Below are 15,421 nucleotides of genomic sequence, written 5' to 3' on the forward strand. Positions count from 1 at the left end.
TAAAGCGTCCGCGCCAGGGATGGCGCGGCTCGAGCCTCCAGGGATGGATTGACGGCGTCTTTACGATCTGCCTGTTCTCACTGTATTAACACCCTATACGCAGGATAATCGGCTATCCATTACAATGTCCAGAACAGCACGGCGAGTATCTGCGGCGACATTATTCGTAAGAACATCGCCAGTGGGTAAACCGTGGCATAAGAGAGCGCTGCCGCACCGCTGGTTGGGTGCAGGCCATTAGCAAATGCCAACGCCGGAGGATCAGTCATTGACCCGGCTAACATACCGCACAGCGTCAGATAGTTCATCTTAGCTAACATGCGTGCCAGAATTCCTACAGTCAGCAACGGGATGCCGGTAATCATCGCGCCATAACCAATCCATGCCAGCCCATCACCATTAACCAGCGTATTAATAAAATCACCGCCGGACTTCAGCCCGACCACTGACAGGAACAGCACAATCCCCAGTTCACGCAAGGCCAGGTTGGCACTCGGTGGCATAAACCAATACAACTTACCGATGCTACCAATACGCCCAAGAATCAACGCCACCACCAGTGGCCCACCCGCCAGCCCGAGCCGTAATGCTGCCGGGAACCCAGGGATGAACAACGGTATCGACCCCAGCAATACCCCCAGACCGACACCGATAAATACCGGTAACATCTGCACTTGTTGCAGCTTCTGTTGCGCGTTACCCACAACAGCGGATACCGCCTCAATCGCTTCCGGGCGACCCACTAAATTAAGAATGTCACCGAATTGCAGACTGGCACTGTTACTGGCCACCAGTTCGATACCCGCACGATTAAGGCGCGTGATAGCCACGTCATACTTCTGCTTCAGATTGAGGTCACGGATTTTCTTACCTAACACCGCTTCGTTGGTGACTACCACCCTGGCGGTTTGCAACGCTGTCCCCGCAGTGGAAAGCGTAACGTCCACCTCTTCCCCCACCACCAGCCGCACTTTTTCTAAAGCTTCACGCTGACCCACCAAATGCAAATAGTCCCCCAGCTCAATCACTGTGGCGGGCAACGGTACCATCAGCAAATCACCACGTTTCAATCGGGAACAAACCACCTCATCACTATTGAGTAACGGCACATCCTGTACTGACAAACCATTCAGATTAGGGTTGCGCACCGCAACGTTCATGGTTTGCAGCAATTCACGATTCTGCCCGTGGCTACTATCAAACTCCTTGGCCTCACGATCAACGTTGATTTTAAAGAATAAACGGATCAGCCACATCACCAGCAAAATACCACAAATCCCAAATGGGTATGCCATGGCATAACCCATCCCCATTTGGCTAACCAACTGAGGTGGTGACCCCAAATCAGTAAGGATCTGCTGCGCCGCCCCAAGTGCCGGTGTATTGGTCACCGCCCCCGAAAACACCCCCAAAATAATCGGCAGCGGCACGGCAAACAGTTTGTGAATAATGGCGGTCACCAACCCACCAACAACCACCATCAAAATGGCAAAGCAGTTAAGCCGTAACCCCGATACCCGTAGTGAGGAGAAGAACCCCGGCCCGACTTGAATACCGATAGTGTAGACAAACAAAATCAGGCCAAATTCCTGAATGAAGTGCAGCATGTCGCCATTAAGAACAACATCATAGGTTTGTGCAAAATGGCCCACAATAATGCCGCCAAACAGCACCCCGCCAATACCTAATCCAACACCATAGATCTTCCAATTACCGATCCATAACCCCAATACGGCGACCAGCGCCAACATACTGACGGTAAGGGCGATAGCACTCATAAATCACTTCCTTGCCTAAGTTTAACAACCGGTCGGCCATGTGAAATATCACCAATGTCATACATAGCCTTAAATTCTTATAATTAGTAGGGATTCTGTCAGAAGGGAGAACGGTTGAATGTGTGATACACCACAAAATGCACCGGAGAGCGGGGAAACTCTCGGTAACAAAACGCCGCTAACAAAGCGGCGGCGTTAAGTAAGAAGGGTATACCGGCACCTCACGCGGAGGTACCGGTCATCATAATTACTGCTGTTCAGTTTGCTCGGTTGCCGCTGGGCTATCTAATACTTGACGCTCCGCAGGTGCAGCATTGCCGATGGTAATACGCTGTGGTTGCAGCGCTTCTGGCACTTGGCGCAACAGATCAATATGCAGCAGGCCATTTTCAAACTGAGCATTATCTACATTCAGATGCTCAGCCAGAGTAAAGGTCAATGAGAACTCTTTACGTATCAAGCCTTGATGCAGGTATTCAACCTGTTTTTCTACCGGCGCTGGCTTACCGCGTACCGTCAGGCGTGGGCCTTCTACTTCGATATCCAGTTCGCTCTGCTTAAATCCGGCTAATGCCAGTGAGATGCGATAGTGGTTATCATCAGTTTTCTCAATGTTATATGGCGGGAACCCTTGGGCATCCTGACTGCCTTGCATTGAGTTGGCCAGTTTATCAAAACCAATCCACTGACGAAGTAAAGGTGACAAATCATAATTACGCATAGATATAACTCCTTCTAAGAAGCGAGATAATAGAAAGCCGATCAGTCCCCAATTACGGCAGACTTGGCTCAGTTATTAATAATGTGACTTAGCCATATTATTGAAAAAATATATTAAGCTGATTGCTTAATTTCAATACGGCGCGGTTTTAAACTTTCAGGTACCAATCGCTCAAGATCGATATACAGTAAGCCATTCACTAAGTTGGCACCTTTAATTTTAATGTGCTCAGCCAACTGGAATTTCCGCTCGAAGTTGCGCTCAGCGATACCTTGATATAAATAGGTACGAGCCACAGGTTCACCAGCATGGGAACCTCTAACAATCAATATGTTATCTTGAGTAACGATGTCCAACTCCTGCTCTGCAAAGCCTGCCACAGCAATAGCAATGCGGTAGTTATTTTCGTCTACCAACTCGACGTTGTAGGGAGGGTAACCGCCATTACTTTGATTCTGGCCGGATTCTAATAGATTAAATAACCGGTCGAAACCGATAGCGGAACGGTACAATGGAGCAAGCTCGGAATTACGCATAAAAACTGCCTCCTAAATATATTAGCAAGGGTGTTATCCTATTTTTAATTAAGCCTTCCATCATGGACAGGCTAATAGTCTGAATACCCTATCGGCGTATTCTCTCTGACCTGATAATAAGATGGTATCGGTCTTGTTTTTTTCAAGAGTAAAATCAAAAAAAATTTACGAGAAAAATCCTAATAGGATGTTTATTAAACTAATATTCGATAAATTAGTTGTTATAACTTACACTTAAGTTAAATCAGTCCACAAGATTGAATCTTTGACCATCGGAAGTGTCTGTAAATGGGTGTAACAATTTACGACAAAACCTGACATAGTGTATGTGTCAGTTAATCACGGTTTCATGAGAGCTGAGTACAACAATGAGAAATACAGTTATCCCTTTTGTTACCAGTTGTTCTCTGCTGTTCGTTAGTGGCTGCTCAAGCATTATGACCCACACCAGCAGCAGCCAGGGCTACTACTCCGGCACTGAAGCCAATGTGGCGATGCTTAAAGATGACAATACCGGCTGGGCGCTACGGCCCCTGTTGGCAGTAGATCTGCCCTTCTCTGCGGTGATGGATACTCTGCTCCTGCCCTACGATTATCTGCGTTCAGATAATGAAGACAAAATGGCCAGTTCACCGCGTGAGCGTGTTCACCAATCGGAAACACAAAATCAGCAACCGGCCCAAACAGTCAGTGCACCAATACAATAATCACAGCGCGTGGCCTCTCCAGCCCCTGACAGTCTTATCTTGAGGGGCTTAGCACGATGTATTCACGGTAAAGATTTGCACCCACCCATCTATTTCCCGCATAAATGCCACCTTATTACCGTCTGGTGCAAAAACTACGGCATCCGCCAGCGGTGCAACAGCACTGCGAGCTGTCAGACGGCGCAGTTGACCCGTGGCACTATCACAAAGCATCACACTGTTATCACAGACAAAAGCCAAACTACCGCCCTGTGGATGCCAGCTAAATGCTGATTGAATGCCCCCCACGCTGAATGTCAATTGCCGTAGTGCGCCACCATTGGGGGAAGCCAGCCATAACTGCACGATGCCGTTATCATCTTTCATCAAACAAGCAATGGCACTGCCATCTGGCGATGAACGCAGCCAATGGCGCGGGCTGGTCGCAAGACCGGGGAAAAGCCGCTCGCTGGTGTAAGTTAGCCGCCGCTGAATCACCCCTGCAGGTGGCGCAGGCAGGGTAGTTTGCGTCCCCTCAAGTGGCTCCGCTCCGGCGCGGGCATACTCTCGGTCATGTTCAGGCAAATCCGCAATAAAGATTTCTGGGATTTTTTCACCCTGCGCTGAGAGGGTGTCGCCGATAAAGGCTAATGCCCAACGCTGACGGGTGCCATCCGCTTTAAGATACCCCTGCGCACCAATCCACCCCTCCTCGTATGCCCGATTTATCTGGTCGCTGCCCGCTTGTGGTCTGGGCGTGGTACGACTGACCAAAACACAGAAATGGCTGCCATCGTATTCGCGAGGATGCTGTTTCGGTGGATTAACGCCATGCAGCGGCAGTGCAATACCCACGTTGCGGCAATCCAATGACGGGTCTACTTCATGTAGTACATGGTCGTTATAGGTGAAGCTAAGGCGGCTGCCATCAGGGCTGAAAACGTGGACGTGGCTACCACCACGCAATGCCCCTGGGGTATAGGGTGGGCTGATATCCATCGCATCCAGCGTTACCGCCAACTCTCTGTCTGGTTCAGATACAATCACACCGCGCCGGTGATGAAAATCATAGTGCCAGTAGTTATCAGGATGCTCTGGCCCGTGGATAAACACATAGCGTGCCGGAGAGTCCGGGCTAACCGTTACCACACCAACATAGGCACCCTGCTGAGCGCGATAAATCACCTCAATATCACCAGTGATACAATTAACCCGCTCAATCGTTAAGCCACTAAAAGTGCCACCATTGGGCCGTACATCGTAGGCCAACCATTGGCTGTCAGGAGTCCAGACGTTGATATTGGTGAGTTGATGACCGCGAGGATCAAAGGTGAGTTGCTGTTCTTGTAAAGGGGCATCTTGCAGACAGGTCATCTTGGCTCCGGTGATACGGAAGACTAAATCATTTATACAGATTATATCACCAGCCGGTGTATGTGGTCAGAAGCTCTGCATATCGCCATTATCAGCGATATGCAGAGTCAGGGTTTATCCCACCCGTTTTACATCTCCGACGAGGAAGATATAAGAAAGTGCCCCCATGAATGCCACTGCTGCGATATAAATTAGAGAAGGCGCAAAACCATAATCCTGGGCCAGATAACCGACCACCAGTGGAACCGTGATCCCCCCCAGCCCACCGACAAAGTTAAAGACACCGCCCGTCAGGCCAATCAACCGCACCGGTGCCAATGATGAAACCAGCGACCAGGTAATAGAAGCGAAGCCGTTACCGAAGAAGGCCAACCCCATTAACACCATAATCCAGAACGGATCGTTGGTATAGTTAGCCCCCATAATGCAGGTAGAAAGCAATAAACCGCAGATAATTGGCGTTTTACGGGCAAAACCAATGGATTTGCCTTTGCGTACCATGCGGTCGGCCACCAGCCCAGAGAGCAATACACCAAAGAAAGCAGCCAAAAACGGTACGGTCGTCATAAAGCCGGCAGTCAACGCACTGATATGTTTCTCTTGGGTCAGATAGTTAGGGAACCAGGTCAGGAAGAACCACAGCGTTGAGGTTATGGCAAACTGCCCAATATAGACACCAACCAGTTTGCGGTTAAACACCAGTTTCCACTCAGCAGCCGTGATGGGTGTTCGGGCTTTTTTCTCGGTTGCAGCATCACCATCAACAATACCGCCACCCGATTGAATGTAATCCAGTTCGGCCTGATTAATACCTTTGGATTTGCGTGGTGGCTGATAAACAAAGTGCCATATCAATGCCCATATAATGCCGATCCCCCCAGTGATAATAAATACCCAGTGCCAACTGAGGACTTCCTGTACCCAAATAAGTAATGGGGTCAGAAATGCCAGACCTACAAACTGACCTGAGGTATAAAAACCAACTGCCGAGGCTCGCTCCTGCTCTGGAAACCAACTGGTAACAATACGGTTATTGGTTGGGAAAGCAGGCGCTTCAAATAAACCGGTAATAGCACGTAAACCAATCAGGGTACCCAGTCCGTTAGCGAAACCCTGTAATAAGGTCGCGACTGACCACCCAAAAATCGCAATGAAATACGTCATTTTGGAGCCAACGCGATCGAGGAACCAGCCTCCGGGGATCTGGCATAACGTATAGGTCCAGGCAAAAGCGGAGAAAATATAACCCATCTGGGTTTTGGTGATACCAAATTCTTCCTGAATATGGGCTGAAGCAACGGCAAGGTTGGCTCTATCAACATAACAAATGACAACCGTGACAAATATCATAAATAGTGTCAGATAGCGCCTTTTGCTTGGGGCAGTAGCTAAGGTCATTTCCATGGTAATGATCCCAATGATAATCGGATTAATATACGCCGAAGCTCCCTGCCAGAATTACTGATAACACTGTCGCATTACCGTATTTTGGGCGCAAGGGAACTCCTGCGTGTAGGGTCGCAATAAATTGTTATTTAATAAAATCTCTATTTTTCGACCAGTATTATTAACGGGAAGAAAATAGTTTTTTAACTGCTGATATACGTTTTATCTTTGTTAGGATTAATTCCTGATAATTGTATTAGATAATTTATTAATCGAACGAGGGCAACTTACCATTCGGCTACTGCACCATCAGGATAGCGCCAAACCGGGTTTCTCCAATCGGGGGCATTTTTGCTGCGTTCAATCACTAACTCCTCATTGATTTCTACCCCTAAGCCCGGTTTCGTCAGCGGATAGAAATGGCCATCGGTCATTTTGAAATCGTCTTTATTAATTACATAATCCAGTAACTCAGCACCTTGGTTGTAATGAATCCCCATGCTTTGCTCCTGCAATACGGCATTGCGGGCGACAAAATCAAGGTGCAAACAAGACGCCAGTGCAATTGGCCCAAGTGGGCAATGTGGTGCTAATGCCACATCATAAGACTCCGCCATCGCGGCAATTTTAAAGCACTCAGTCAGGCCACCAGCATGAGATAAGTCAGGTTGAATAATTGCCAACCCACCATCAGCCAATACCCGTTTAAATTCAAACCTGGAGAACATCCGTTCGCCTGCTGCGATAGGAATATGGGTTTGTGCTGCCAGACGGGGATAATACTCTGCCTGTTCTGCTAATACGGGTTCTTCAATAAACAATGGGCGATAAGGTTCTAATTCTTTAATCAGGATTTTTGCCATTGGCGCATTAACCCGACCATGAAAATCTAAACCAAATTCAATACGGTTACCAAAGGCTTCACGAATTTGTGCCACAACCTCGACGGCGGCATCAACTTTACGGGCATTATCGATAAGGCCCATTTCCTCACAACCATTGAGTTTAAACGTATCAAAACCAATCTCAGTGAGTTTATTAATACCGCTAATTACATCAGACGGGCGATCACCGCCAACCCAACTGTAAGCTTTAATTTTATCGCGAACCAATCCACCCAATAATTGGTAAACCGGAACCCCCAATGCTTTGCCTTTAATATCCCATAGCGCCTGATCGATGCCGGCAATAGCACTCATCAGAATAGGGCCACCGCGATAGAAACTGCCGCGATATAATGTCTGCCAAATATCGTTGATACGTGCCGGGTCTTGCCCGATAACATATTCAGATAACTCATGTACCGCAGCCTCAACGCTACGAGCACGCCCTTCAATTACCGGTTCACCCCAACCAATAATGCCTTCATCGGTTTCGATTTTCAGAAACATCCAGCGTGGGGGTAAACGGTAAGTGGTTAGCTTGGTAATTTTCATTTTGTGGCATCCTTAAAGGCTTTAATAAACGCAGCCGCTTGTTGTGCAGTCTGAGATACCGATTGGCCTGCACGGTAAAGGTCACCGCCCAAACCAGCACCAGCACAACCCGCAGCCAAATAAATAGACAAATTCTCAGGAGTAATCCCCCCAACGGCAAACACCGGCACCTCTGGGGGCAATACAGCTTTCAATGCTTTGATATAGTCGGGGCCAAAAGAGACCGAAGGGAAAATTTTCAGAGCCTGCGCCCCCGCATCCAGCGCGGTGAAAGCTTCAGATGCAGTGGCACACCCAGCACAAACCGTCATGCCTAACTCAACAGCGCGGCGGATCACCGCCGGTTGGGTGTTCGGCGTGACCACCAACTTGCTACCCATGCTATGCAACGCATCCAGTTGCTCAGGTTTCAGTACCGTGCCAGCACCAATTAATGCACGATGACCAAACTCCGCAACCGTTTGCGCGATACTCACCTCCCATTGTGGGGAATTAAGCGGTATTTCAACCGCATCAAAACCAGCATCAAGCAGAGCGGCCACATGGTCATGAACTTCTGCGGGTGTGATGCCGCGCAAAATGCCAATCAATGGCATGTTAGTATTCCATTTCATTTACAATACTCCTGATTCCAGCTTGAAAAGCCTGATCGCCATCCAACACCTGATAAAGCATCCCAGCCATCTCTAGCCCTTGGGTATAGCGCTCAACCAGTTTAGGATTGCCAATCACCGTAATACATTCACCCGCAGCGAGCGGATATTGCTGCTGCATCTGCACGATTTCATTGCCAATCAGCAGGCCAGAAAGCCAGTCGCCGACTGACGTTCGCTTCAAGCGGCCCAACACATGGGCAGCACGCGTCTCAAACAGACAACGCATGATATTGCTGTCATTAAAGCTTTGCGTCAGGCCATCGATAAATGCAGTATTGTCCGGTAATTGAGCCTCCAGCCCTGCCCCCACCAATGAATTATTAAGCAGTAAATAGTGCAATTCACCCGTCATCAAGGTGCGGAAATCCATGACCTGATCACCCTGCATTTGCACCCATTTACTGTGAGTTCCCGGCAGCAAATAGACCGATGAAGGTCGTTCGCTATACGCGCCGATCAGTTGGGTTTCCTCACCACGCATCACGTTGCGGTTATCTGGCTTATCAACACATAAACCGGGGATAATCCATGCCCGAATTGGCTCAGCCTCCGCCACACAGGTTAATTGACGCGATACTTGGGTAAGCCGGGTTGGACAAGCAAGATAAGGCACTGAAATCCAACCGGCATTGCTACCAATCATGCCCGCCATCAGCACGGGCAAGTCATACTGTTGCTGCTGCTCACGCCACGGCGCGATAACCTGCTGAAATACCTGCTGCGCACTTTGCCCATTAAAGCGAGTGACCCCGACTTCTGAGCGCAACATATCTACACATTCACCATGTAAATAAAGCCAGGCACGCAGGTTGGTCGATCCCCAATCAATGGCGATATAGCTTTTATCCATAACACTGCTCACTCATGTAATATCCTTTAGCCGTTTAGCGGAGCTGGCGATCATGGTTAGCGCAGCCCGTTCTGCCGCATCGGCATCTTGATGGCGAATAGCGTCATAAAGATCCTGATGCTCTTGTAATGTGCGCGGCATGTTTTCTTCATCAGGCATGTAGGTTCGTTCAAACACCGCCCGTTGCAGAGAGCTGATTGCCACACTGAGTTGCTGTAATACCGGATTGTGTACCGACGCCAATACCGCCTCGTGATAGCGGATATCCGCTTCGTTAAATGCGTCTCTGTCTTGATGATTGGCGATCATTTCATTGAGTGCAGTTTCAATCACCGCCAGCTCTTTCGAGGTTGCCCGCTCGGCAGCCCAGCGGGCGATGGTAGGCTCTACCAGATTACGCACTTCGCTCATCGCACTGATTAACCGTGGGTCATAATCACTGGCCAGCGCCCATTGCAGTACATCGGTATCGAGATAATTCCACTGATTACGCGGCCGGACAAAAGCCCCACGAAAGCGTTTCACTTCAATCAATCGCTTTGCCATCAGCGCCCGAAAAACCTCACGAATCATGTTACGAGAGGTTTGAAATTCCTCACAAATTTCCGCTTCGGCAGGCAACGGTGAGCCCGGTGGATATTTGCCCTCAACAATCTGCTGACCAATAACCAAAATAATTCGGTCTGTTTTACTGAGTTGTTCTTTTGTCATGTTCGCTCCGGTTATTTCAGGTTAACCAATAATGATTCACTTACTTTACGCATCTCTTGATTAACCGTCCCCACAACGCCGCACAATTTTCAAACTTTGTCGTTCAACACAAAACAGATTGTAGAGCTATAATTTATTTTTGTACTACAATTTGGATCGCAAAATAAGCAACTCATCACAAAATGAATGGAAAAAATGACACAATCGTTGTTTATTTAGAAATAAAAGTCTAATGTGGATTTTTAATTCCAAATGAAATGACCTATGCTTAGTCGATACCAGCCCATTGCCGATGCAATCGCCACACTTTTTTCTCCCTATGCTGAAGTCGCCATTCATGACTTAGCCAGCCAAAAACTGGTTTATATCGCCAACAACTATTCACAGCGGGAATTAGGGGAAGACTCCAATCTCAATGATTTGCGATTTGATCAGCACTCACAGGTGATCGGGCCTTACCAAAAGCGTAATTGGGATGGCCGTCAACTGCGTTCCATCAGCACGGTATTGCGCGATGACAACAGGCAGCCGATTGGATTGTTATGTATCAATCTGGATATCACCGTATTTGAAAGTGCCAAAGCAGCACTGGAGCTATTCCTGTCAGGGCAACAACTACAGCCACAACCGGAAGTGCTGTTTCAGGATGATTGGCAGGAACGTATCAACACTTATATCCATCAATGGTTACAACAGCAGCAACTCACTCTGGCGGCTTTGAATAATGCTAGCCGCCGGATGCTCATTGAGACCCTCTATCAACAGGGCGCATTCAACGGTAAGAATGCCGCCGGTTACGTGGCAAAAATCCTCGGTATTGCTCGGGCGACTGTTTATAACCATTTGAAAAATATAAAAACCAGCTAACGGATTTTAAGGAACCGTCATGAATACATTATTCGATGCCATTAAAGAAGCTCATCAGGTATTACGCCCACAAGTGAGAGTGACGCCGCTGGAATATAGCCCATTGCTATCGCAGCACAGTGGTTGTGAAATCTATCTTAAGTGCGAACATCTGCAACATACCGGTTCTTTTAAATTTCGTGGGGCCAGTAACAAGCTGCGTTTGTTGACCGATGAACAGCGCCAGAACGGCGTTATTACTGCCTCGACCGGTAACCACGGGCAGGCTATGGCACTGGCGGGGAAGCTGGCGGGAGTGAAAGCCACCATTTATGCGCCAGAGCAAGCGGCAGCTATCAAGCTGGAGGTGATCCGTGCACTGGGCGGTCATATTGAACTGGTAGCGGGTGATGCTTTAAATGCCGAACTGGCCGCGAGTATCGCCGCAGAACAGCAGGGCAAAGTTTATATCTCCCCTTATAACGACCCGCAAGTGATTGCCGGACAAGGCACTTGTGGCATGGAGATGGTGGAACAGCAACCGGAGCTTGATGCGGTATTTGTTGCCGTTGGCGGTGGTGGCCTGATTTCTGGTATTGCGACAGTTTTAAAGAAATTATCGGATAAGACACAGGTGATTGGTTGCTGGCCAGCAAATGCTACCAGTATGTATACCAGCCTGGAAAATGGCCAAATTCAGGAAGTGGCAGAGCAGGAAACCCTGTCTGATGGTACCGCCGGAGGTGTTGAACCCGGAGCCATCACCTTCGCACTTTGCCAACAGTTGATCGATCAGAAAGTCCTGGTGAGTGAGCAGGAAATCAAAGATGCCATGCGGTTGATTGCCCACACAGACCGTTGGATGATTGAAGGTGCTGCCGGGGTGGCATTAGCGGCAGCCTTAAAATTAGCACCACGTTGGCAAGGTAAGAAAGTGGCAGTGGTAGTGTGCGGTAAGAATATCGTACTGGAAAAATATCTGGGGGCCATCGCCGAATGCTAATTTTGAGTAAGCAACAGATTCTTGACAAGTTCGATGCAGATGCCATCACCTTACTGCTCAAAGAGGGCTTTATCGCGTATAGCCAGCAGCAGGTGCAAATGCCGCCAGTGCAACACTTGCTGTTTGGGCAAGCCAACGGTGATTGCTGTATTAAAAGTGGGTATTTACAGGGTGACAGCCAGTTTGTCGTAAAGGTTTCCGGCGGTTTCTATGATAATCCCGCGCAAGGATTATCCAGTAATCAAGGGCTGATGATGGCTTTCTCCGCCCTTACCGGTGAGCCACAAGCTATATTACTCGATGAGGGGTGGCTAACTGCGCTGCGCACTGCGTTGGCCGGGCGAATTGCAGCCGAACTTTGCGCACCAAAACATATCAACGCTATCGGTATCATCGGTACCGGTATGCAGGCACGCCTGCATCTGATGTACCTAAAAAGTGTGGTGGCATGCCGTCAGCTATGGGTTTGGGGTCGCAGTGAAACAGCATTAGAGGAATTTCGGCAGTATGCTGAAAATGAAGGTTTCGAGGTTAATACCACACTGAATGCCGCAGAGTTAGCCCGTCACTGCCAGGTGATTATCACCACCACACCAAGCAGAGAACCTATCTTGCAGGCAGTGGATATTCAGCCTGGCACCCATATCACCGCAGTCGGCGCAGATGGTGTTGGTAAACATGAGCTATCCCCTGAACTGATAGCTAAAGCCGATAAAATTTTGCTGGATTCATGGGCGCAATGCACGGAATTTGGTGAGATTTCGCAAGCATTCCAGCAAGGGTTATTAACGGCTCACACCTTAACTGAGATAGGTTCAGTTTTAGCGCAAGGCATCTCTTTTAGAGAGAATGACCAACAGATTACTCTGGCAGATTTAACCGGATTAGGGATTCAGGATGTGCAGATCGTTAAGGGGATTTTAGCATAATCATGTAATTATTATTTTTACCGACGGTTTTATTTCAAGGCCGATAAACATAATTTATCGGCTGGTATTTTAGCATCTCAATATAGAAAACCAATATTAAGGACTATTATTCTCAGGGCGTTGACGTGGCCAGAAGTATTTCACTCTAAACTCATGCACATTGGATGTTAACAATGAATAGTCAAGATGAACACCTTTAATATCAATAGCTTGCGTGGTTAACTGCAACGCAGGTTCACGAGGGCTAATTTTGAGTAAATTCGCCACTTCTTTATCAGGAATAATCGGCATAAAAGTCTCATAGCATCCGGCAATGGTCATCCCGCAATTTAGCTCGATATAGGCAAACTTTGAATTAACCATATCCCGTAAAGACAAATCAGGAAATAATGCTACAGACATCCAAGTATCTTCTAATTGTACCGGTTTATCATCAATAAACCGCAGCCTCCTAATATAATAAACCTGATCGCCATTTTTTATTCTCAATTGAGAAGATATATTTGCATCTGACTTTATCACCATAAATTTAAGTACTTTACTGGTGCAATTCTTTCCCGCCTGCTGCGCATTCTCTGAGAAACTTTTTAATGCACTAATATTCGGCTGAATATTTTTATTTCTTATATAAGTTCCAGAACCGTGCCGTTTTTCAAGCAGCCCTTCATCAACCAAGACTGTCATAGCTTTACGTAATGTATTGCGTGAAATATTCAACGCAATGGCCAATTTTTGTTCTGATGGAAAAATATCACCGACCTTATATTCCAGTGAATTAACACGGTCTCTAAGGAATTTTACAACTTCAGCATAAACCACTTATGCACCTCTTGTATTATTGTTTGTATTAATTTTTTTTCATTAAATAACAGTGAGTTAGTTATTAACTTTAAAATTTTACTGACAAGGTAGTTCTTTTTTAAGCAACTAAGTGAACACATCACAATATAAAATAAAGTGATCAAGTTAACGGTTTTAAAAATAACATCCAAGTAGTTTAGCCTCCACTCTTGTGGTACCAAAATGGCTAATCAAAAGGTATGAAATAATGGAGCATAAAAAACTGAAGTCTTTTCCCGATAATTTCCTATGGGGTTCAGCGTCTGCTGCCTATCAGGTAGAAGGGGCCTGGGATCTGGATGGTAAGGGTGCTTCCGTTTGGGATACGTTTGTCCGTATTCCAGGTAAAACATTTGAAAATACCACCGGTAATATTGCTGTCGACCATTATCATCGTTACAAAGAAGATATTGCTCTGATGGCCGAACAGGGTTTGTCAGCTTATCGCTTCTCCATTGCCTGGAGCCGTATTTTCCCTACCGGTAACGGAGCTATCAACCAAGCTGGTCTGCAATTTTATGACGATTTGATTAATGAGCTAATCGAGCACAATATCGAACCGGTGGTCACACTTTATCATTGGGATATTCCCCAGGTACTGCAAGATGCCTACGGTGGCTGGGAATCAAGGAAAATCGTAGATGACTTCACCCATTATGCCGTGACCGTTTTTAAGCATTATGGTAACCGTGTGAAGTACTGGGTAACCCTGAATGAACAAAATGTCTTTATCGGACATGGCTATAAAACAGCATTACACCCGCCGGGTGTCGCTGATGAAAAACGGATGTATCAGGCTAACCACCACGCTAACTTAGCCAATGCGGCGGCTATTACCGCTTTTAGGGCGCTCGGCATGGTAGGGAAAATCGGCCCAAGCTTTGCGTATGGCCCCAATTACTCCGTTAATGCCGATCCTCAAAATGTACTTGCTGCTGAAAATGCAGAAGAATTCGGTGCCCATTTCTGGATGGATGTCTATGTACGCGGTGAATATCCTCCATTAGTGTGGAACTGGTTAGAGGCACAAGGCTTGGCCCCGGAGACTCAACCGGAAGATACTGAGCTGCTTAAACAAGGTAAACCGGATTTTATGGGCGTGAATTATTATCGCACCATGACAAATGCTTTTAATCCTATAGATGGTGTTGGTATACAAGCAATGAATACCAACGGGAAAAAAGACAGTGCAAAATATTCCGGTGAGCCAGGTATTTATAAGCACGTATGTAATGAATTCTTAGAAAAAACCAACTGGGACTGGGATATCGATCCGACGGGTTTACGCATTGGTCTGCGCCGTATTGCCAGCCGTTATCAGCTACCGGTGATGATCACCGAAAATGGTTTGGGTGAATATGACACGTTAACCGAGGCGGGTGAAATTAAAGATGATCACCGTATTGCCTATTTACGCGACCATGCATTAGCCGTACAACAGGCGATTACTGATGGTGTTGATGTCATTGGGTATTGTACCTGGAGCTTTACTGATCTCCTGAGCTGGTTAAACGGTTATCAAAAACGCTATGGCTTTATTTATATTGATCGTGATGAACAAAATGAAAAATCACTAACACGTTATAGGAAGAAAAGTTTCTATTGGTATAAAGATGTTATTGCCAGTAACGGTAAGATTTTATCTAAATATTAATTTATTCATTTAATC

At 47.1% G+C, this 15,421-nt stretch carries 15 protein-coding genes; 5 read left to right on the top strand and 10 right to left on the bottom strand.

Translation table 11 applies throughout. The annotated features are described in order from the left end of the window. Positions 1-119: 119 nt before the first annotated feature. From EL015_RS21175 to ibpA, 3 genes are all read right to left on the bottom strand, one after another. Positions 120-1,778, bottom strand: a complete 1,659-nt coding sequence (locus EL015_RS21175) for a putative transporter (RefSeq protein ID WP_005186793.1) — start codon at positions 1,776-1,778, stop codon at positions 120-122. A 247-nt stretch (positions 1,779-2,025) separates the two neighbouring features. Next, complete coding sequence (gene ibpB, locus EL015_RS21180) at positions 2,026-2,499, bottom strand: small heat shock chaperone IbpB (protein ID WP_005186791.1); 474 nt, start codon at positions 2,497-2,499, stop codon at positions 2,026-2,028. Between the two features lie 113 nt (positions 2,500-2,612). Continuing rightward, positions 2,613-3,035 carry a small heat shock chaperone IbpA gene (gene ibpA, locus EL015_RS21185; protein WP_032906740.1) on the bottom strand — a complete coding sequence of 141 codons (423 nt, stop codon included), beginning with the start codon at positions 3,033-3,035 and terminating at the stop codon, positions 2,613-2,615. A 368-nt stretch (positions 3,036-3,403) separates the two neighbouring features. On the opposite strand from ibpA, the gene EL015_RS21190 reads away from it, so the two are divergent. Then, positions 3,404-3,742 (top strand): YceK/YidQ family lipoprotein, encoded by a 339-nt coding sequence (locus EL015_RS21190; RefSeq protein WP_032906738.1) that lies wholly within the window; start codon positions 3,404-3,406, stop codon positions 3,740-3,742. A gap of 48 nt (positions 3,743-3,790) precedes the next feature. Here the strand turns inward: EL015_RS21190 and EL015_RS21195 are convergent, their stop codons facing one another. From EL015_RS21195 to dgoR, 6 genes are all read right to left on the bottom strand, one after another. Further along, positions 3,791-5,095, bottom strand: coding sequence for a YidR family protein (locus tag EL015_RS21195; RefSeq protein WP_005186785.1), 1,305 nt, complete (start codon positions 5,093-5,095; stop codon positions 3,791-3,793). A gap of 114 nt (positions 5,096-5,209) precedes the next feature. Beyond that, on the bottom strand, positions 5,210-6,499 hold the full coding sequence (locus tag EL015_RS21200; RefSeq protein ID WP_005186782.1) for an MFS transporter: 1,290 nt from the start codon (positions 6,497-6,499) through the stop codon (positions 5,210-5,212). Between the two features lie 269 nt (positions 6,500-6,768). Then, the gene (gene dgoD / locus EL015_RS21205) at positions 6,769-7,917 is read right to left on the bottom strand and encodes a galactonate dehydratase (RefSeq protein WP_032906736.1); all 1,149 of its coding nucleotides are present in this window, start codon (positions 7,915-7,917) and stop codon (positions 6,769-6,771) included. Further along, positions 7,914-8,531: a 2-dehydro-3-deoxy-6-phosphogalactonate aldolase gene (locus tag EL015_RS21210; protein WP_032906734.1), complete on the bottom strand. Its 618-nt coding sequence runs from the start codon at positions 8,529-8,531 to the stop codon at positions 7,914-7,916. Before EL015_RS21210 ends, dgoD begins: the two co-directional genes overlap by 4 nt. Then, positions 8,515-9,423 carry a 2-dehydro-3-deoxygalactonokinase gene (locus tag EL015_RS21215; protein ID WP_005186777.1) on the bottom strand — a complete coding sequence of 303 codons (909 nt, stop codon included), beginning with the start codon at positions 9,421-9,423 and terminating at the stop codon, positions 8,515-8,517. Before EL015_RS21215 ends, EL015_RS21210 begins: the two co-directional genes overlap by 17 nt. A gap of 12 nt (positions 9,424-9,435) precedes the next feature. Then, positions 9,436-10,134, bottom strand: coding sequence for a D-galactonate utilization transcriptional regulator DgoR (dgoR, locus tag EL015_RS21220; RefSeq protein WP_005186776.1), 699 nt, complete (start codon positions 10,132-10,134; stop codon positions 9,436-9,438). Positions 10,135-10,398: 264 nt separating this feature from the next. Between dgoR and EL015_RS21225 the strand changes: the two genes are divergently transcribed. From EL015_RS21225 to EL015_RS21235, 3 genes are read left to right on the top strand one after another with little or no spacing between them, the layout of a single operon-like run. Continuing rightward, complete coding sequence (locus EL015_RS21225) at positions 10,399-11,001, top strand: helix-turn-helix transcriptional regulator (RefSeq protein WP_005186775.1); 603 nt, start codon at positions 10,399-10,401, stop codon at positions 10,999-11,001. A 19-nt stretch (positions 11,002-11,020) separates the two neighbouring features. Next, positions 11,021-11,983, top strand: a complete 963-nt coding sequence (locus EL015_RS21230) for a threonine/serine dehydratase (protein WP_005186774.1) — start codon at positions 11,021-11,023, stop codon at positions 11,981-11,983. Next, on the top strand, positions 11,977-12,912 hold the full coding sequence (locus tag EL015_RS21235; RefSeq protein WP_032906732.1) for an ornithine cyclodeaminase family protein: 936 nt from the start codon (positions 11,977-11,979) through the stop codon (positions 12,910-12,912). Before EL015_RS21230 ends, EL015_RS21235 begins: the two co-directional genes overlap by 7 nt. A gap of 96 nt (positions 12,913-13,008) precedes the next feature. On the opposite strand, the gene EL015_RS21240 is transcribed toward EL015_RS21235, so the two are convergent. Beyond that, positions 13,009-13,731: a GntR family transcriptional regulator gene (locus tag EL015_RS21240; protein ID WP_005186772.1), complete on the bottom strand. Its 723-nt coding sequence runs from the start codon at positions 13,729-13,731 to the stop codon at positions 13,009-13,011. A 229-nt stretch (positions 13,732-13,960) separates the two neighbouring features. Here EL015_RS21240 and EL015_RS21245 point away from each other — a divergent pair, with 229 nt between their 5' ends. Then, positions 13,961-15,406 (top strand): glycoside hydrolase family 1 protein, encoded by a 1,446-nt coding sequence (locus EL015_RS21245; protein ID WP_005186770.1) that lies wholly within the window; start codon positions 13,961-13,963, stop codon positions 15,404-15,406. Positions 15,407-15,421 lie beyond the last annotated feature (15 nt).

The organism is Yersinia intermedia, from assembly GCF_900635455.1.
GTDB lineage: Bacteria > Pseudomonadota > Gammaproteobacteria > Enterobacterales > Enterobacteriaceae > Yersinia > Yersinia intermedia.